The sequence below is a fragment of the Marinobacter fuscus genome, assembly GCF_003007675.1.
Classification (GTDB): Bacteria; Pseudomonadota; Gammaproteobacteria; order Pseudomonadales; family Oleiphilaceae; genus Marinobacter; species Marinobacter fuscus.
This window is the reverse complement of record NZ_PXNP01000009.1, coordinates 162,527-180,688: the sequence shown is the minus strand read 5'-3', so window position 1 is coordinate 180,688 and position 18,162 is coordinate 162,527. Positions and strand designations below refer to the sequence as shown.

16 protein-coding genes are annotated in these 18,162 nt (G+C 57.3%); 9 read left to right on the top strand and 7 right to left on the bottom strand.

The annotated features are described in order from the left end of the window. Positions 1-128: 128 nt before the first annotated feature. A complete protein-coding gene (locus C7H09_RS01885; protein WP_106760960.1) occupies positions 129-749 on the top strand; it encodes a hypothetical protein in 621 nt (206 codons plus the stop codon). A gap of 7 nt (positions 750-756) precedes the next feature. Here C7H09_RS01885 and C7H09_RS01880 read toward each other — a convergent pair whose 3' ends face one another. From C7H09_RS01880 to C7H09_RS01870, 3 genes are read right to left on the bottom strand one after another with little or no spacing between them, the layout of a single operon-like run. Then, positions 757-3,429: an EAL domain-containing protein gene (locus C7H09_RS01880; RefSeq protein ID WP_106760959.1), complete on the bottom strand. Its 2,673-nt coding sequence runs from the start codon at positions 3,427-3,429 to the stop codon at positions 757-759. Between the two features lie 36 nt (positions 3,430-3,465). Next, complete coding sequence (locus C7H09_RS01875; protein WP_106760958.1) at positions 3,466-3,843, bottom strand: response regulator; 378 nt, start codon at positions 3,841-3,843, stop codon at positions 3,466-3,468. Next, on the bottom strand, positions 3,840-4,964 hold the full coding sequence (locus C7H09_RS01870) for a PAS domain-containing sensor histidine kinase (protein ID WP_240616479.1): 1,125 nt from the start codon (positions 4,962-4,964) through the stop codon (positions 3,840-3,842). The genes C7H09_RS01875 and C7H09_RS01870 overlap by 4 nt, the downstream gene beginning before the upstream one ends. Positions 4,965-5,301: 337 nt before the next feature. Between C7H09_RS01870 and C7H09_RS01865 the strand changes: the two genes are divergently transcribed. The 3 genes from C7H09_RS01865 to C7H09_RS01855 all read left to right on the top strand — a co-directional run bounded on the left by C7H09_RS01865 (position 5,302) and on the right by C7H09_RS01855 (position 7,830). Next, positions 5,302-6,309, top strand: a complete 1,008-nt coding sequence (locus C7H09_RS01865; protein WP_106760956.1) for a methionine ABC transporter ATP-binding protein — start codon at positions 5,302-5,304, stop codon at positions 6,307-6,309. After that, positions 6,309-6,986: a methionine ABC transporter permease gene (locus tag C7H09_RS01860; protein WP_106760955.1), complete on the top strand. Its 678-nt coding sequence runs from the start codon at positions 6,309-6,311 to the stop codon at positions 6,984-6,986. Before C7H09_RS01865 ends, C7H09_RS01860 begins: the two co-directional genes overlap by 1 nt. A 61-nt stretch (positions 6,987-7,047) precedes the next feature. Then, positions 7,048-7,830 (top strand): MetQ/NlpA family ABC transporter substrate-binding protein, encoded by a 783-nt coding sequence (locus tag C7H09_RS01855; protein ID WP_106760954.1) that lies wholly within the window; start codon positions 7,048-7,050, stop codon positions 7,828-7,830. Between the two features lie 97 nt (positions 7,831-7,927). Here the strand turns inward: C7H09_RS01855 and C7H09_RS01850 are convergent, their stop codons facing one another. After that, a complete protein-coding gene (locus C7H09_RS01850) occupies positions 7,928-8,581 on the bottom strand; it encodes a peroxiredoxin (RefSeq protein ID WP_106760953.1) in 654 nt (217 codons plus the stop codon). A 142-nt stretch (positions 8,582-8,723) separates the two neighbouring features. Beyond that, positions 8,724-10,073 (bottom strand): alanine/glycine:cation symporter family protein, encoded by a 1,350-nt coding sequence (locus C7H09_RS01845; protein WP_106760952.1) that lies wholly within the window; start codon positions 10,071-10,073, stop codon positions 8,724-8,726. 201 nt (positions 10,074-10,274) lie between these two features. On the opposite strand from C7H09_RS01845, the gene C7H09_RS01840 reads away from it, so the two are divergent. Both C7H09_RS01840 and C7H09_RS01835 read left to right on the top strand, forming a co-directional pair. Beyond that, positions 10,275-10,706, top strand: a complete 432-nt coding sequence (locus tag C7H09_RS01840; RefSeq protein WP_106760951.1) for a CBS domain-containing protein — start codon at positions 10,275-10,277, stop codon at positions 10,704-10,706. A 237-nt stretch (positions 10,707-10,943) separates the two neighbouring features. Continuing rightward, on the top strand, positions 10,944-11,405 hold the full coding sequence (locus C7H09_RS01835) for a hypothetical protein (protein ID WP_106760950.1): 462 nt from the start codon (positions 10,944-10,946) through the stop codon (positions 11,403-11,405). Between the two features lie 235 nt (positions 11,406-11,640). Here C7H09_RS01835 and C7H09_RS01830 read toward each other — a convergent pair whose 3' ends face one another. After that, positions 11,641-12,771: an HD-GYP domain-containing protein gene (locus C7H09_RS01830; protein ID WP_106760949.1), complete on the bottom strand. Its 1,131-nt coding sequence runs from the start codon at positions 12,769-12,771 to the stop codon at positions 11,641-11,643. Positions 12,772-12,941: 170 nt separating this feature from the next. Between C7H09_RS01830 and C7H09_RS01825 the strand changes: the two genes are divergently transcribed. Beyond that, positions 12,942-13,946, top strand: a complete 1,005-nt coding sequence (locus tag C7H09_RS01825; RefSeq protein WP_106760948.1) for a GGDEF domain-containing protein — start codon at positions 12,942-12,944, stop codon at positions 13,944-13,946. Here the strand turns inward: C7H09_RS01825 and C7H09_RS01820 are convergent. Continuing rightward, complete coding sequence (locus tag C7H09_RS01820) at positions 13,922-15,361, bottom strand: MATE family efflux transporter (RefSeq protein WP_106761177.1); 1,440 nt, start codon at positions 15,359-15,361, stop codon at positions 13,922-13,924. The two genes, C7H09_RS01825 and C7H09_RS01820, sit on opposite strands and share 25 nt — an antisense overlap. Positions 15,362-15,541: 180 nt before the next feature. Here C7H09_RS01820 and C7H09_RS01815 point away from each other — a divergent pair, with 180 nt between their 5' ends. Together C7H09_RS01815 and C7H09_RS01810 are read left to right on the top strand one after the other, a co-directional pair. Continuing rightward, positions 15,542-16,414: a carboxylate/amino acid/amine transporter gene (locus C7H09_RS01815; RefSeq protein WP_106760947.1), complete on the top strand. Its 873-nt coding sequence runs from the start codon at positions 15,542-15,544 to the stop codon at positions 16,412-16,414. A 137-nt stretch (positions 16,415-16,551) separates the two neighbouring features. Further along, positions 16,552-18,126, top strand: a complete 1,575-nt coding sequence (locus tag C7H09_RS01810; protein WP_106760946.1) for a methyl-accepting chemotaxis protein — start codon at positions 16,552-16,554, stop codon at positions 18,124-18,126. Positions 18,127-18,162 lie beyond the last annotated feature (36 nt).

The window sequence follows — 18,162 nt, the reverse complement described above, 5'->3', positions numbered from 1 at the left end:
GAGAATTTGGGGTTGTGATCCGCCAATCGCAACCCCACGTTTATCTTTGCAGGTGGAACAGGCTATGCTGTCAGACAGGGATAGGGGTTCCCTATCCACCCTGATGGCATCGAAGAGGCGAGCATCTTATGAACCAATCGATGGCAATCGACGATCTGGTATCCGTAGCACAGGCTGAAGCCATGGGAGAGCTGGACGCGCCCATGATGGCGATTGTGCTGTCTAATGATCAGAGTTACGACCTTCCTATCAACTCTCTGGAGACCGATGCCGACAAGGCCCGCTGGGGGCTCATTCTCAGGGCCGCACGTGAACATGTTGAGGCGGATGCCGTGGCGGTTCTGTATCCGGCCTGGACGACTATTCGGCGGAAGGAAGAAAAAGCCGGAACAGCCGAAGCACGCCCTGAGTCTGCTGATGAGGATGCCCGGGAAGAGGAAGACGACAAGGGGCCCATTGACACCTTGTTCGTGCAGTTGCACACCCGGGATCGAATTTACTGGCGCGGATTCGAGCAGATCCGCGACCCCCGGCACCAGCGCATCATCGGGTTCCGTCGCATCAAGGCCCTGTCTACCGATTACGAACGGGACGAGGCACCGCAGATCGCCTCCTGGCTGGAAACCTTGTTTGAGCCCCTGCCTGAAGAGGGGCAGGAAACCGAGATTGACCGGGAGCTGGCGGATCTGCTGGAAGAGCCGGAGGTGAGCGCGGCGCTCTACCCCAGGCAGATGCGTTCATTGCACTGACGCCTGCTCAGTTTTTCTGCAAAAAGGCCAATAATTCACCGGCGGGCAGGGGTTTGCTGAACAGGAACCCCTGCATTTCATCGCAGCCGGCGGCGCTCAGGAACGCGAGCTGTTCCTGGGTCTCCACGCCTTCTGCTACAACAGTCATGCTCAGGCTATGGGCCAGTCGAATGATGGCCTGAATAATGGCATCACTTTCCCTATCTTCGCCGATGTCCGCCACAAAGCTTCGATCGATTTTTACCACATCAATCGGGAAGCGCTTCAGATAGGTGAGGCTGGAGTAGCCGGTGCCAAAGTCATCCAAAGCCACGGTAACACCTCGGTCACGGAGCTGCTGAAGTTGGCTCACGGCGATCTCCATATTGGTCATGATGGCGGTTTCTGTTACCTCTACGGTTAATAGTTGAGGGGGCAGTGCGTAACGCTTCAGTGCTTCGAAAATATAGCCGAGAAAGCTCTGGTGGCTGAGCTGAAATGCGGAAATATTAATGGCGACCTGAACTTCCAGAGTGGTCTCGCGTCGCCACTGGCTCACTTGACGAACCGCCTCCCGAATCACCCAGACACCGATGGCAGACATCAGGCCGGTGTCTTCAGCAACCGGGATGAATGTTCCCGGCGATATCGCTCCGATCTCCGGATGCTGCCAGCGGATCAGGGCTTCGGCACCGGAAACCTGCCTGGTTCTCAGATCAAGTTTGGGCTGATACCACAACGACAGTTGCTTTTTCGGAACCGCGTCTCTGAGCGCCTGTTCAAGGCATAGCCGCTCCCGCATCCGCAGGTTCATATCCGCGGAATAAAACTGGAATCCATTCCGGCCCATTTCCTTGGCGCGATACATGGCGGTGTCGGCATTGCGAAACAGCTCGTCGCCAGAAGCTCCGTCCCTTGGGTAAATGGCGATTCCGATGCTGGCAGACGCGACAATCTGGTGCCCGTTGATCGCAATCTTTTGTTCGAATTGACTGAGCAATTTACTGGCGAGCGTCGATGCGGATTGTTCGTTTTGCAGGCTGCCGCCGAGAATCATGAATTCATCACCGCCCAGCCGCCCGAGGGTATCGCTGTCCCGGATACAGCGATTCATGCGAGCGGCCACTCGCTGTATCAGTAAGTCACCGATCTTGTGGCCAAGGCCATCATTGATGCGTTTGAACTGGTCAAGATCAAGAAGAAGAACGGCAAAGCTGCTGTTGTTTCTTTCCGACTGCGCAACGGCATGAGCCAACCTATCCTTCAGCAGGTTGCGGTTTGGCAGCCCGGTCAGGTCGTCGTGGTTGGCCTGATGTTCCAGAACGCTTTCATAGCGCTTGCGCTCGGTAACATCATTGAAAACGCTGATAAAGTGCGCAACCTCCCCGCTCTCATCGTGGACTGCGGCCAGCGCAATCTCGTTCCAGAAGGCGCTGCCATCCTTGCGGTAGTTGCGCAGGATGGCCCGGGCTGAACCACCGTGCCGCATGCAATTTCTGAGGGGCTCAAGCCCGGGTTGGTTCTGGTCATCCGCCAGCAGAAAACGAGGGCTCATGCCGAGCACTTCTTCATGAGGGTAGCCGGTCATCTCGCTGAACGCTTTGTTGGCATAGATCACCGGATTATCCCGGGCCTTGTCGGCAAGACATATGACAATGCCGTTGCTGCTCTCTTCAATGGCCCGGTCGTACAGTTGCAGTTTCCGGGCGCGATGTTCCAGTTGCAGGTACAAGCTGCGGTTTTCGTACACCCGGCCTGCCATGGCTGCGTGCGAGCTGCACAACCACTCGTCTTCGCGGTTGAAAGCCTCGCCATCCAGACGGTTGATCAGGCAGACCCAGCCGTACACGTCGGTTGCCGACATGATGGGAGAGATGACGCAGGAATGAACCTCCGGGTAGCCATCGGGTAAGCCGATATGGATGCTTTGTTGCCCATTGCCAGCATGTAGCCTTTGGGGAGTTCGGTTGCGCAGCACCTCACCGGGTATCCCCTCATAAAGATCCGGACGCGGCAGGCTGTGAGAGCGGCTGCCAGCGAAGCCGCTCAGGAAAAAACGGATCTGTTGATTGCCGTTGTGGCATTCGTTCACACACAGAATACTGTAGCTGGCCCCCACCAGAGTTCGGGCATCCTGGCAGATGGTTTCCAGTATCCGCCCGGCATCGCGCATACCGGAAAGTTGCAGGTTGATTTCGGTCAGAGCGGCCAGCCGGTGGTTGGCTTTCTCCAACTCGTCACTTTTCCGGGACAGGGTGTCTGTCAGAATCCGGGCGTGTTCGGCATCGAAAGCCTTGCCGTCAAGGCCATGTGGGGCTTGCTCCGGGTTGCGGGAATCATTGAGCCCGGTTTCGATGGCTTCCAGCACGTCTTCAGGCAGGCAGGGTTTGAAGAGCACACGCTTCACGCCGAGTTGTTGGGCCATGTGCAGAGCCTCGTTCTCGCTGTAATTGGCGGTGTAGAACAAAATCTCGGTGTTGGCGATATTAGGCTCCCGGCGTACCTGCTTTACAAATTGGTAGCCATCCATGACCGGCATCAGCAAATCGCAGATCACCAGGTCTGGCATTTGCTGCCGAACGATGTCGAGTGCCGTTTTACCGTTCCCGGCTTCCAGAATTTCATGGCCGAGATAGCCTGCCAGTGATGCAACCAGTTCACGGTTGGCATCATGATCATCAACAATGAGGATTTTGGCCATGGTGCAATGCCCTCTGATATCCGTGTGCGAAGACTGCTATGACGGCGTGAGCCACTGGCTGACCTGAGCAACAAACCGCTCGGGAGCAATCGGTTTGGAGATGTAGCCATCGAATCCGGCGCCCAGGATGCGCTGTTCATCACCCGACATGGAAAATGCAGTGATGGCGATGATGGGCTTGGTAGCGAAATCACTATGCGCCCGAAGTGCTTTTAGCAACTGGTAGCCATCCATTTCTGGCATCTGGATATCGCTGATCACAAGATCGAGAACTGAGCTCAGTGCCAGGGCCTTGTCCAGAGCCTGGCAGCCATCTTCCGCCTGGTAGACCTGAAAGCCCTGGTACTCAAGCAGGTAGCTGAAGAGTTCCAGGCTGGCCGGATCGTCTTCCACCAGAAGTATCTGAGCACTCATGTTTCACCGGTTACCAGCGTCAACGTGAATTCAGAACCCCGGGTCGAACTGTGGGTCAGGCTCAGGGAACCGCCCAGTTGCTGTGCCAGTTTCTGGCTGAGATACAGGCCAAGCCCTGTGCCTTCGGTGCGACGGGACGACAATACGCCCCGGGAAAATGGCTGGAACAGGTGCGCCTGTGCAACGGCGTCCATGCCGGGGCCGGAGTCCCTTACCGAGATCACAACCTCTTGTTTGCCCCGTCGGGACAGCTTGAGGCGAACGCTGCCCTGATGAGTGAATTTGAGACCATTGCTGAGCAGGTTCAACAAGATCTGGTTCAGGGCCCGTCGGTCGGTTTCAAGATTGATCGCTTCGTTTGGCAGCTCGAGATGCAGCTCAAGGCGTTTTTCCCGGGCCTGAACCGCGACTGTGTTGTGGGCTTGTTCCAGCAGATGGTTGAGATTTAGCCGTTCCGGTTTGAGTTCCAGTTTTCCCGCGTCGATCTTCGCAATATCGAGAAGATCATTGATCAGGGAGAGTAAGTGTTCGGCGCTGGAGCGTACTATCCCCAGCTGTTTTTCCTGATCGGCGTTTATGGGGCCGGGAAGCTTCATTAACAGGGTGCCGGTGAAACCGATAATCGCATTTAGCGGTGTGCGCAGCTCGTGGCTCATGCTGGCAAGAAACTGATCCTTGGCTTGATTGGCCCGGGCCAGTTCGGCGTTCTTTTCCTGCAGTTCGAGCTCTGTCTGCTTGCGCTGGGAAATGTCGCGAATAGCACTGGAGATCAATACGCCTTCGTCGGTCTGAAGGGGGCTGAGGCTGATCTCGACCGGAAACTCCACGCCCCCTTTGCGCAGCCCGTGCAACTCAAGCCCTGCCCCCATTGGGCGAACCCGGGCATTCTCAGCAAATTGCTGGCGATGGCCGACGTGCTGATTCCGGTAGCGCTCCGGCATCAGTATCTCAATATTCTGGCCGATCAGCTCCCGGCGCGGATAGCCAAACAGTGCTTCCGTCTGGGCATTGACCAGCTGGATTCGCCCGTTCTGGTCGACAATGACTATGGCATCGGGCGCGGACTCAAGCAGGCCCCGAAACTTTGCCTCTGATGATTGTAAACGTGATGTGGAGTCCATGATGATATTCCTGTGCTCCATGCTGAGAACGGCGGCGTCGCCAGGCCGAAAACCTTCAGTATGGTATACAGCAAGCTAATTTCCAGTCCGGAAAAGGGGCTGAATGCCCGGCTAGTAAGATGCTCTGACTGCACGCGGTAGCGCAGCCAGTGAATCAGGTCTATCTCTGGCCCGCTCCACCCGGTCTCGGAACATCGGGGCAGACACCTCAGCAAATGTAGGCGGCTGTTGCGTTCCAGTAGAGAAAGGCATTCGCCAAACCGGCCCGGGGATTCGGGTTTGGCTGCTGAATAGGCTATAATCGCCGCCCTCAAAGTCACACCCGCAAGGCATTAACGTGATTGTATTTGACCAGGTAGAAAAGTCGTATCAGGTAGGTGGTCGGGCGGTTCCCGCGTTGCACCCGACCAGTATGACCATTGAAAACGGCGAGGTCTTCGGCATCGTCGGGCATTCCGGTGCGGGCAAGTCGACCCTCGTCCGGCTGATCAACAAGCTGGAACCGTCCACCGGCGGCCGCATTCTGATCGACGACGAGGATATCACCTGGTACACCGCCGCCGAGTTGCGGGCGTTTCGCCGCAAAGTGGGTATGATTTTCCAGCATTTCAATTTGCTATCGTCGAAAACGGTGGCAGACAATATTGCCTTCCCCATGAAGCTGGCGGGCATTTATTCGAAAGAAGACATTCGTAGCCGGGTGACGGAATTGCTGGCGCGGGTCAGTCTGAGTGACCATGCCAACAAATATCCGTCCCAGCTGTCCGGCGGGCAGAAGCAGCGGGTGGGCATTGCCCGGGCGCTGGCGTGTCGGCCCACCATTTTGCTGTGCGATGAGGCCACCAGCGCGCTCGACCCGCAAACTACCCAGTCGGTGCTGAAACTGCTGGCGGACATCAACAAGGAACTGGGCCTGACCATTGTTCTGATCACCCACGAGATGGATGTGGTGCGCCGGGTCTGTGACCGTGTGGCGGTGATGGACGCGGGCCGTGTGGTGGAAATGGGGCCGGTGAGTGAGGTGTTTCTACATCCGCAACACCCGACCACCCGGGATTTCGTATTCGAGAGCGAAAGCATTGACCGGGACGAATTGCAGGAAGACTTCCAGAAAGCCAATGGCCGTATTCTGCGCCTGACCTTCAAAGGCGAATCCACCTACAAGCCTCTGCTGGGGCGTGTGGCCCGCGAGTCGGGTGTGGATTTCAGCATTCTTTCTGGCCGGATTGACCATATCAAGGATACGCCCTATGGGCAGTTGACCCTGTCTCTGGTCGGCGGTGACCTGGGGGTTGCCATGCAGGCGCTGGAAGCCGCCGATGTACACGTGGAGGTGATGCGCTGATGGAAGCCTTGATGGAAACCCTTTTGGGCAACGTGGACTGGGCCGAGATTGGTGTGGCCAGCTGGGATACCCTGGTGATGGTGGGCATGTCGCTGTTGTTCAGTGTACTGATCGGCCTGCCCATTGGTGTGCTGCTGTTTCTGACCGGCAAGCGCCAACTGCTGGAGCAACCGGTGGCCTACGCCATGCTCTCGTTTGTGGTGAATGTGTTGCGCTCGGTGCCGTTCATTATCCTGCTGATTGTGATGATTCCGTTTACGGTGATGCTGATCGGTACCTCTCTGGGGGTGGCCGGTGCCATACCGCCGTTGGTGGCCGGTGGCGCACCCTTCTTTGCCCGGCTGGTGGAAACCTCTCTGCGGGAAGTCGACCGGGGTATTATTGAAGCCACCCAGGCCATGGGTGCCAACGTGCGCCAGATCATTTTCGGTGCCTTGCTGCCGGAGGCGCTTCCGGGCATCATCGCCGGAATCACCGTTACTGCCATCACCCTGGTGTCCTATGCCGCCATGTCTGGTGTGATTGGTGGCGGCGGCCTGGGGGATCTGGCCATTCGTTTCGGTTACCAGCGTTTCCAGACCGACGTTATGGTGATTACCGTTGCCCTACTGGTCATCTTTGTGCAGCTGCTGCAGATGGCTGGCGACCGGCTGGTGCTCTATTTCAGCCGAAAATAATGATTGCGTTCTGTTTGCTCAACCCCGAATACCAACAATCGTTTGACAGGAGAAGTGCTCAATGAGCCTGAAGAAAACTCTGGTGGCCCTGACTGCTGCCGCAAGTTTTGCCACTGCCGCCAACGCCGAAACCTTGTCTGTGGCGGCAACACCGGTGCCCCACGCCGAGCTGCTTGAATTCGTCAAGCCTGCGCTGGCGAAAGAAGGCGTAGAGCTGGATGTGAAAGTGTTCACCGATTACGTGCAGCCGAACATCCAGGTGGACCAGAAGCGGATGGATGCCAACTTCTTCCAGCATCAGCCGTACCTGGACGAGTTCAACAGTGGCCGTGGTACCAGTCTGGTGACGGTCACCGGCGTACACGTCGAGCCATTTGGCGCTTATTCCAGCAAGCTCAAGTCTCTGGACGAGCTGAAAGAAGGTGCTGTGGTGGCAATTCCGAACGACCCCACCAACGGTGGCCGGGCCTTGCTGCTGCTGCAAAAAGCCGGACTGATCACGCTGAAAGATGAAAGCAAAATCACCGCCACGCCCCGTGATATTGCCGACAACCCGAAAGATCTGGATTTCAAGGAGCTGGAAGCAGCGACCCTGCCCCGTATCCTGAATCAGGTAGACGTTGCCCTGATCAACACCAACTACGCTCTGGAAGCGGGCCTGAATCCGTCTGAAGATGCGCTGGTGATTGAGGGTTCCGAGTCACCCTACGTGAACATTCTGGTGGCGCGCCCGGACAACAAGGACAGCGAGGCGATGAAGAAACTGGCTGCTGCCCTGAAATCCGACGCGGTGAAGGATTTCATCATGGAGAAATACGAAGGCGCGGTGGTTCCCGCCTTCTGATGCCAGGCCGGTGCCTGCACCGGCAAACAGGCAATAAAAAACGGGCAGCCAGATGGCTGCCCGTTTTCGTATCCGTTACTGGTGCCAACCGGTCGGCTCAGTCGCCACTCCAGTTGGAGGACGGATCCGGCGTCATCCGCAGGTAGGACTTCACCGCCTTGTAGCCTTTCGGGAAGCGCTGTTTGATTTCGTCTTCATCCTGCAGTGACGGCACAATCACCACATCGCCGCCCCGCTCCCAGTTGCCCGGAGTTGCCACCTTGTGGTCGTCGGTCAGTTGCAGGGAGTCAATCACCCGCAGCACTTCGTTGAAGTTACGGCCGGTGGACGCCGGGTAGGTGATGATCAGGCGTACTTTCTTGTTCGGGTCGATCACGAACAGAGAGCGCACGGTCAGGCTGCTGTCGGCATTGGGGTGGATCATGTCGTACAGCTCGGACACCTTGCGATCGTGGTCGGCAATAATCGGGAAGTTGACCACGCAGCCCTGGGTTTCGTTGATGTCTTTGATCCAGTCGTGGTGTGAGTCCACCGGATCAACACTCAAGGCGATGGCCTTGACGTTGCGCTTGGCAAACTCGTCTTTCAGCTTCGCGGTCAGGCCCAGCTCGGTGGTGCAGACCGGCGTGAAGTCAGCCGGGTGAGAAAACAGAACGCCCCAGCCATTGCCCAGCCAATCGTGAAAGCGGATCTTGCCTTCGGTGGTGTCCTGTTCGAAATCCGGTGCGGTATCTCCAAGACGCAAACTCATAGTCATTCTCCTTTTTTACACGGTAGCGTTACGAACGGTGTATAAGGCTATCTTTGATGCCGGAAAAAAATAAAACAAGGGGCGCTTGATTTATCTCATGTGAAAAGCGGCATTTTTGCCGCGCGCCCCAGGCAAACTGCGGTTACTGCCTCTGTTTTTCAAAGTATTCCCGGGTCAGTTTGAACACCACCGGGCACAGCAACAGCAGGGCAATCAGGTTCGGCAGTGCCATCATCGCGTTCAGGGTGTCGGCCACCAGCCAGATAAAGCCCAGGTTGATGGTGGCGCCCAGCGGAATCGCCAGAATCCACAGAATCCGGTAGGGCAGAATTGCTTTGATGCCGAACAGGAACTCGACGCAGCGTTCACCGTAGAACGACCAGCCCAGAATGGTGGTGAAGGCAAAGATAGCCAGCGCAATCGCCACCACATAATTACCAAAACCGGGCAGGCCAGCTTCAAACGCCAGAGACGTCAGGGCGGCGCCGGTTTCACCCGACGTCCAGGCGCCGGAAGTGATGATCACCAGGCCGGTGATGCTGCACACAATGATGGTGTCGATGAAGGTGCCAAGCATGGCCACCATGCCCTGTTTAACCGGGTTTTTGGTTTGCGCGGCCGCGTGGGCGATGGGCGCGGAACCCAGGCCCGCTTCGTTAGAGAAGATACCCCGGGCAACCCCGAACCGGATGGCGGCCCAGACCGCCGCACCGGCAAAGCCGCCTTCGGCGGCAGCAGGGCTGAAGGCGTAGCTGAACACCAGGCTGAAAGCGTGGGGAATCTGGTTGGCGTTGATGGCCAGAACAATCAACCCGATCAATACGTAGGATACCGCCATGAACGGCACCAGGGCACTGGCGACCTGACCAATCCGCTTGATACCGCCAATGAGCACCATGCCCACCAGCACCATCAGAATAACGCCGGTGGCCCAGTGTGGCAGGCCGAAATTGGTTTCCAGAACATCGGCCACCGAGTTGGCCTGTACGGTGTTGCCGATACCGAACGCGGCAATCGAGGCGAACACAGCGAACAGAATGCCCAGCCAGGCCCATTTGCTGCCAAGGCCATTACGGATGTAGTACATGGGGCCGCCCACATGGGCGCCGCGCTCATCCACCTCCCGGAAGCGCACGGCCAGTACCGCCTCGGAATATTTGGTGGCCATACCCACCAGAGCGGTCAGCCACATCCAGAACAGCGCCCCCGGGCCGCCCAGGAAAACCGCCGTTGCCACACCGGCGATGTTGCCGGTGCCGACCGTTGCCGACAATGCGGTCATCAGCGCCTGGAACGGTGGAATGTCGCCGTCCTCGTTGGCGCCTCGGGCGCGCCCGCTCCACATCAGCCGGAAGCCAGCGCCCAGTTTCAGAATCGGCATCATTTTCAAGCCGATACTCAGCAGCAGGCCCACACCGAGAATCATCACCAGCATGGGTGGGCCCCATACCAGGCCGTTGATTTGACTGACAAATTCGGAAATAGCTTCCATGAACACTCCCAATGTCGACTGCTTTGATGGTTGTTAAAGTGGCGGCCACATCAGGGCCTAAGCTGTTGAGTTTAGTCGACTATTGCTTCATGTAAACCGGTTTACGGTGTGGGTTTCTCATTTTTGCCATGATTGCCTATGTTTATAGATACGGAGAGTGCCCGTTCCGGCACCGCCATATCGTTTGCCAGGGAGTTGCCCATGCGCTCACTCAGGATTTCGGAAATCATGTCGAACCACATCGAGCCTGTCCGGTGCGGTACACCGGTGACCCAGGTGGTGAAGATCTTGTTGGCCAACCATGTTACGGGCCTGCCTGTGGTCGATGAACAGCGCAAGGTGTTGGGGTTCGTGTCGGAGCAGGACTGTATCCACTCGTTGCTGGTGAGTAATTACCATCGCGAAGGCGACCCGCTGGTGGACGATGTCATGTTTCGACAGCCCCTGACGGTGTCACCGGACATGTCGGTGGTGGATCTGGCCCAGAACCTGGGGGCCGGGCGACCCAAGGTCTATCCGGTAGTGGATCACGGCAAACTGATCGGCATAGTAACGCGAACCGCCATTCTGGCGGAGCTGGCAAAGGCAGACTTCAAAGCAGGCAGTCCGCGTTTTGCAGACGCTGAAGACTGATTGTTGGCTTAAGGGTAGTCTTGGCGTGGGGTCTTTGCTTCTGTCGTGTTTTTTGTGTTTGGTAGTGAGCGGCGAGGAAAGTCTAATAAGTAATTCTCAACTCGTGAACGTTGTCATATAAGACGTGTATTAATATCAGGATTACATACCGCCGAGAGGAATCCTGTTGATATCGATGACCGGATGCACTAGTTTCCGGTTTAAGGATTTTTTTAACCTCACATAAGGATGTGAACCTTGGCCTGCTATAACGACGGTGACTTTCAAAAGTATTTCAAAGAAAACATGGATGGATTAGGCCTTCCCTCTCCCTCGACGTGGTTTGATACTGCGATGAGTTCTTTCGGGATAGCTTCGGCATCTGTCGAATTGGTCGGAAAATTCGGTGCGCAGACCGGACTCCGCACCCTCGCAGGTGCCACATTCCTAGGTGAAAAGCTGGTCATTGGTGGCGGCTTGTTGCTTGTGGGGTATGCAGGAGCCGCAGTTGGTAGTGCGGCAGTAGCCACGGGACGGAGCTTGGGCTGTGGCACTCGTCTGATCGACGTGATTAGCTATATTGAGAAAAATGACCTGCAGTTCAAAGGATATAAAGAGTTCTTTGTTCAGCATCCGGAAGTCTATGATGTAAACCATTCCAACCGGAAAGCCTTTGCAACCAAGGCTCGCTATCAGCATGTGCTTTTTGAGTACACCTGATGATGAAGAGTAAACTGAAAGACGACCTGGCATTGCTAGCTACTGCCCTGATCGTTTCGTTTATTGCCTGGGTGATTTTTCGAGCTTTAGGTATGTGGGTGTTTTATATTTATTCATCCCTGATTATTTATGTGTGGATTCGGCGTTATTTTCGGGCGCGTAAGAATCGGGGTTAAGATGCATCGCGGAGGACTTTAGAGTATCTGATGCGGTTTGATGGCCAGGTCGGCTTATTTCAGGAACGAAACCCCCAAAGCAGGCTGAAGTCCATGGAGGGCATGGTTTCAGGCTCTTCCGGAGCGCGTACGTTGAAGTCCAGCAGGCTGGTGTCCCGTTCCATAGATTCGAGGTAGCGCTGGCCTTCCGGATCGAAAATGGCTTTTACAAAGGGCCCCCGGGCCAGTGCAGCGCGGCGGGTTACCACGCCGACTTCTCCGTTGACCAAACGCACCAGCATGCCCGGCGGGTACTCTCCGAGTACCGCCAGCAGTGAGCGGGGAATGGCAGGCCGCAGGTGGCCATCGGCAAGCGTGGCAATCAGCTTTCGGGCCTGGGTGATATTCAGGCGCTTGCGGTAGGCTCTGCGGGTGATCATGGCGACGTAGCGCTCGGAAAGCGCCAGTATCTCGGCCTCGGGCAGAATGTCGGTGCCGCTCAGGCCGTCCGGGTAACCGGAGCCGTCGGCCTGCTCATGGTGCTGGGCTATGATCTTGTGCAGCAGCTTGTTGTCTATGCCCGCCGCTTTCAGTGCTTCAACGCTTCGCTGCGGGTGCTTGCGAATGACCTGGCGCTGATCCTCCGTGAGCAGCTTGTTGGAGGCGTTCAGCTGGTCGGCAACGCGAACCAGAGCAAGGTTAGCCGTCAGTGCGGCGGCGGTCAGCACCTGTGCCCGTTTTTCTTCCAGCCCGAATGCCCGGGCGATCATGTGGCACAGAATTCCGTAACACAGCATTTGCTCCTGAATGGTCGGGCTGATCGAATAAAGGTGAACCAGCGCGAGACTGGCGTCCGGTGCCTGGCGGCACATGCTGTCGAGGGTTTTTGCCAGGTTCAGCAGGCGCTTGAATGCGGTGTCGTCGCGATTGGCGATTGCTTTGAGTGTTGCCTCCAGGTGGGCCAGTAGATCGCCATACTCTGCGAATGGATTGTGTTTCCGGTTGTCCGGGGCCGATTGCGGTTTCTCAGGTATCTCGATTTTTCTGGGCTTGAAACGGCCCCTTTCGAACAGCTGTTCCAGCTGGGTATCGGTTTGAATCACACAGCCTTGCCGAAGCAGGACATTACCGGCGTCGTCAAATACATCCCAAGGCAACGGTTTGCCGAGCGTTAAAGCGCCGGGAGCGATTCGGATTAAAGATGTGGCCACAGCTATCCTGTTATACAGTTCAGAAACCTGCAAAGCATATCATTGTATCGTCGGAGCTGTTGTGTCGCTATCGTCGGTATATTTGTTAAAAATCGTAGCTTCCAGGCGACCAGATACACGCAGTCCGCTATGCTTGGCCGGTTATAGGGATGTATTCAGGCAGACAAGGTATGTTTCACCGGTTAAAAAACGACTTTCGGTTGTCGATCATAACGCTGCTCGGGCTCAGCGCCGTGTTCGGTATCACGCCCTTTGCGCTGGTTCGGCTCTGGCAGGGCGACATGATGGCAGGGCTGGTGGACATGTCCATCATGCTGGGTATTTCGTCATCGGTTTTCTATGCCTGGTCTACTGGCGACACCAAGCGCAGCGGGATGTTGTTGGCGGTTATCGCCTGCGGTGGTGCCATTGCGATCGCTACTATTGTCGGAGAGCCGGGTCTGTTCTGGCTGTATCCTTGCTTGGTCACGACTTTTTTTCTGGTCAATCCACGGCTTGCCGGGGTGTTGAATCTGTTGTCTATTGTTGCCCTGATGATGGTCGACAAAGCATTCAGTTCAACCGTGCACATGTGGTCGTTTGCCGCCACTGCGGTCATGGTCAGCCTGTGTGCCTATGTTTACGCGCACCGGAATCACAGCCAGCGCAAGCGGCTGCGGCATCTTGCCACCATCGATCCGCTCACGGGTATCAAAAACCGCCGATCCATGGATGAAGAGCTGAATCTGGCGGCGGCCAATGCCGAGCGCTCTGGCTTGCCCTACGCGCTGGTCATCCTGGATCTGGATTACTTCAAGAAAATCAACGACCGCTACGGCCACCACATTGGTGATAAGGTATTGACCGACCTGGTCGCTCTGTTGGAACACAATACCCGCCGTAGCGACCATATTTTCCGTTACGGTGGCGAGGAGTTTGTGTTGCTTCTACCCGGCGTGGACGGTGCCAGTGCGCGAACCGTGATGGCCAGCTTGCAGGCGGTGATACAAAAGCGCCTGCGGCATCCGGGAGGCTCGGTTACCGCGTCTTTTGGTGTGGCGCAGCTAGGGCATGGTGAAAGTGTCGCCAGCTGGCTGGCGCGGGCCGACAGTGCTCTTTATGCTGCAAAAGAGTCCGGCCGGAATCGCATTGTCTTCGCCGACGAGCCGGGTCAGCCGATGTTGGGGTCAGCCTGACATTGCTGCAGCTTATCTTCCGTATCGACACCGGAGTCGGGCTGAAAGCCAAACAGTCGCCAGCCCAGCAGCAGGCTGGCAGAGGTTAACCCAACAGTCAGTGCCACCCAGAAGCCCGCAGCGCCCATGGCGGGCCATAGCCAGTCGGTGAAGGTTAGCACGTAGCCCAGGGGCAAACTCAGCACCCAGAACGAAAACAGCATGATAAACATGGGTATGCGGGTGTCTTTGTAACCACGCAAGGCGCTGATACAGGTAACCTGAATAACGTCGGCAATCTGGAACAGAGCGGCAAAGGTCAGCAACCGGATGGTTACGGCCTGCACTTCGACATCGCCGGTGTACAGGTTGGCGATGGCGTTCGAGAAGATGTGCAGCAGGCTGGCGAATACCAGAGCAACGCCCGCGGCCAGAATCAATGAACTGCGAGAGATTAACCGGGCGGTGCCCGGTGCCCGGGCGCCCACCAGAAAGCTGACCCTCAAGGTAAGCGCCATGCCCAGGCTCAGGGGCAACATAAACATCAGCGATACCACGTTCAGCGCAATCTGATGCCCGGCCACCACCACCGGCCCCAGCGGCGCAAGAAACAACGCGATCACCGAAAACATGCTCGCTTCCACGAAGATGGTGAACCCGATCGGCACGCCAATGCCCAGAATGTAACGGATGCGCAGCCAGTTGGGTTTCACCCAGTCGGCGATCAGATGAAACTGGCGAAACGTCTGGCTCCGGTTCAGGTATATCAGCATGGCCACGGCGGCCACACCGTTGGAAATAGACGTCGCCCAGCCGCAACCGACACCGCCCATGGCGGGCAGACCGAGCTTGCCGTAGATCAGGATGTAGTTCAGTGGCAGGTTGATGGCGGTGCTGAGCACAGAAAACGCCATGATCACCCGGGTGTGCCCCAGCCCGTCTGTCAGCCCCCGAAGCGCGTTCAGCAGCAGTAAGGCGGGAATGCCCCAGGCGAACGCGTCCAGGTATCCCTGAGTAATGCCCGCCGTGTGAGGATCCAGTTTCAGGATGGACAGAACCGGCTGTACGTTGGTCAGCAGCAGCGCCATGATCACCGAACCGACGGCGGCAATATAGATGCCTTGCCAGGTGGCGGGCATGATTTTGCGCGTGGTTCCGGCCCCGTTGTAGCCGGAAATGATCGGTTGCAGTGCCCCCAGTAGCCCCATGAAAAACAGGAATAGCGGCATCCACAGGCTGCTGCCGATGCCGACCGCCGCCAGGTCCTCGGCACTGGCGTGCCCGGCCATCACGGTGTCGATCACGCCGTTGGCCATCTGGGCAACCTGTGCAATCCAGATTGGGCCACCCAACAGGGCCAGGGTTTTCCACTCTGCCAGGGTGCGCTGGATCAGCGGCTGGCGGGCAGCAGGTACAGGCTGGTGAGTCTCATCCATTGCGGCAAGAATCCGGGGTGTTCTGATCGGGTGACTGGGCAAGCCAGAGTTGGCATCTTGGCCCGCCATGTTAACTTATTCCTTCCATGGGGGCTCATAAGCACTTTCACGCCTGTATACGCTGCAATGGCAGGGGAAAACCCGTAAAGTAGCGACCCTTCGAAAAACGAGGGGCGCACGATGGTTTCACTGGTACTGGTTACGGTTCTCTGGGCATTTTCTTTCAGTCTGATCGGCGAATTTCTTGCTGGCCGGGTCGACAGTGATTTTGCGGTGCTGAGCCGGGTGCTGCTGGCGGCCCTGATCTTCCTGCCGTTTACCCGATGGCGGGGAGTTCCCGGCGGTATGAGGTTGGGCATTCTGGTGACCGGTATGCTGCAGTTCGGAATCACCTACGTGTGCCTGTACCGCTCGTTCAGTTACCTGACAGTGCCGGAAGTATTACTGTTTACCATTTTCACCCCGCTCTATGTCACCCTGGTAGACGACGGCCTTGCGCGAAGGTTCTCGCCCGTTGCCCTGCTGGCGGCGGCCATTGCCACGCTGGGCGCCGGGATTATTCGCTACGATGGTCTGAGTGAGGATTTTGTGATCGGCTTCCTGCTGTTGCAGGTGGCAAATCTGGCCTTTGCCGCCGGCCAGGTGGGCTATAAACACGTGATGCAGCGCTATCCGCTGGATCTGCCCGGCTACCGCACCTTCGGCTATTTCTTCTTTGGCGCCCTGATTGTTGCGCTGCCTTCTTTCCTGATATTCGGAAACCCGGACAAGCTCCCGGCCACGGCTTTGCAGTGGGGCATTCTCGGCTGGCTCGGCGTTGCTGCGTCAGGGCTTGGTATGTATTTGTGGAACCGGGGCGCCTGCCAGGTTGATGCCGGAACCCTGGCGGTTATGAACAATGCGCTGGTACCCGCCGGGTTGCTGGTCAATCTGGTGATCTGGAACCGCGATGCCGACCTGATGCGGCTTGCGCTGGGTGGTGCGGTTATCGGGTTTTCGTTGTGGGTGAATGCCCGGTTCCATGCCCGTGCCCGGTTGATGGCGGGCATCTAATCATAGTTTGCTCATAATTGCCATGGTGCTGGTTACATTGGCGACACAAAATGACACGGATTCGATATTTCTTTGGGCCGTGTCTATAACTAGGGTATCGACCCGCTAAGCCCCACCCGGAGACGAAACAGTATCCCATGCGTAAAAACCTGCCCGTTACCCAGCGTGAATGCCCCGTGCCTGAAGGTATGCGGCTGATCAGTACCACAACCCTGAAAGGCGTGATTACCCACTGTAATGATGACTTCGAGGTGATCAGTGGTTATACGCGCCCGGAACTGATTGGCCAGGCCCACAATCTGATCCGGCACCCGGATATGCCGCCTGCAGTATTTGCCGACATGTGGGCCTACCTGAAAGCGGGCAAGTCCTGGATGGGGGTAGTCAAGAACCGGTGCAAGAATGGGGATCACTACTGGGTGAGTGCTTACGTAACCCCGATTCTGGAGAATAACCAGATGGTGGGCTTCGAATCTGTACGGACAACCGCCAGCCGTGATCAGATTGCCCGTGCGGAAAAACTCTACGCCAGGGTCTCGGCTGGCCGCACCGGCTCGGAGTGGCGTAGCCGGGCATTGTCGATGGTGCGAACCGGCTGGCCGTTTCTTGTCTCGGTTGTTTTGAGCCTGGGCGCACTTTGGGCGGGAAATCCTGCCCTGGCGGTCGCATTGGTTGTGGTTGGCCACGGGCTCGGAGCGTATTTTGTACTGGGGTCGCTCAATCGTCGGCTGAAGGGCTTGCTGGCACTCAGGCCGGATGCGTTTCAGGATGCTCTGGTGGCGCGAACCTACAGTGATGAGAAAGGCCTGATGTCGCGGCTGGCGCTGCTGTTGATGAGCGAAGAGGCGCGTATCCGCACGGCGCTGGCCCGGATAGATGACCAGGCCGAGCGTTTGTCTGAGCAGGCCAAGGCGTCCCATGGCTACATCAGCGAGGGGGCCTCGGCCATTGCCCGCCAGCGTTCGGAAACCGAGCAGGCTGCCTCGGCCATGCAGGAGATGACTGTTTCTATTCAGGAAGTGGTCGGAGCGGTTGCCACCAATGCCCGGGAAGCCGAACAGGCCAACCAGGCGGCCCATGATGGCCGTGCCCGAAGCGATCAGGCGCTTGGCGCCATCGAGCAACTGGCACAGCAGGTCTCGGGTATAGGCCAGGCGGTGGAGCGGCTGGGCATGTCGACCAAAGCGATTGGCGAGGCGGCAGAACTGATCAGCGACATTGCCGACCAGACCAACCTGCTCGCGCTCAATGCCGCCATTGAAGCGGCCCGGGCGGGTGAGCAGGGCCGGGGGTTTGCCGTGGTGGCCGATGAAGTGCGCTCACTGGCTACCCGTACACGGGAATCTACGGTGCGCATTCAGGATGTGGTCAAGGATTTCCGGCAGCAGGTGCAAAGTACGGTGGACGCGGTCAAGGCCGGTGAAACTCTGGCCAGCGATGGTCTGGAAAGGGTTCAGGGCGCCTCCGACGCGCTTGCCGCTATCGCGGGTTCGGTGGACTCGATTTCCGATAGCTTTGTGACTATGTCGGCGGCGTTTGAGCAGCAGAGCCAGGTGTCGGAAAGCATCAATCAGCAGGTGGTGAATATTGCAGGCCTGGCCGACCAGAGCGATGACCAGGCAGAATCTGCCAAGCAGAGCAGTGATCAACTCAGCCGCATGGCTCGGGAAATGAGCGACATGGTCGCCCGGTTTGCAGACAGCTCGCGTTAAGGGCTGCGTGTGACCGGCCTTGCGCCGGAGCATATC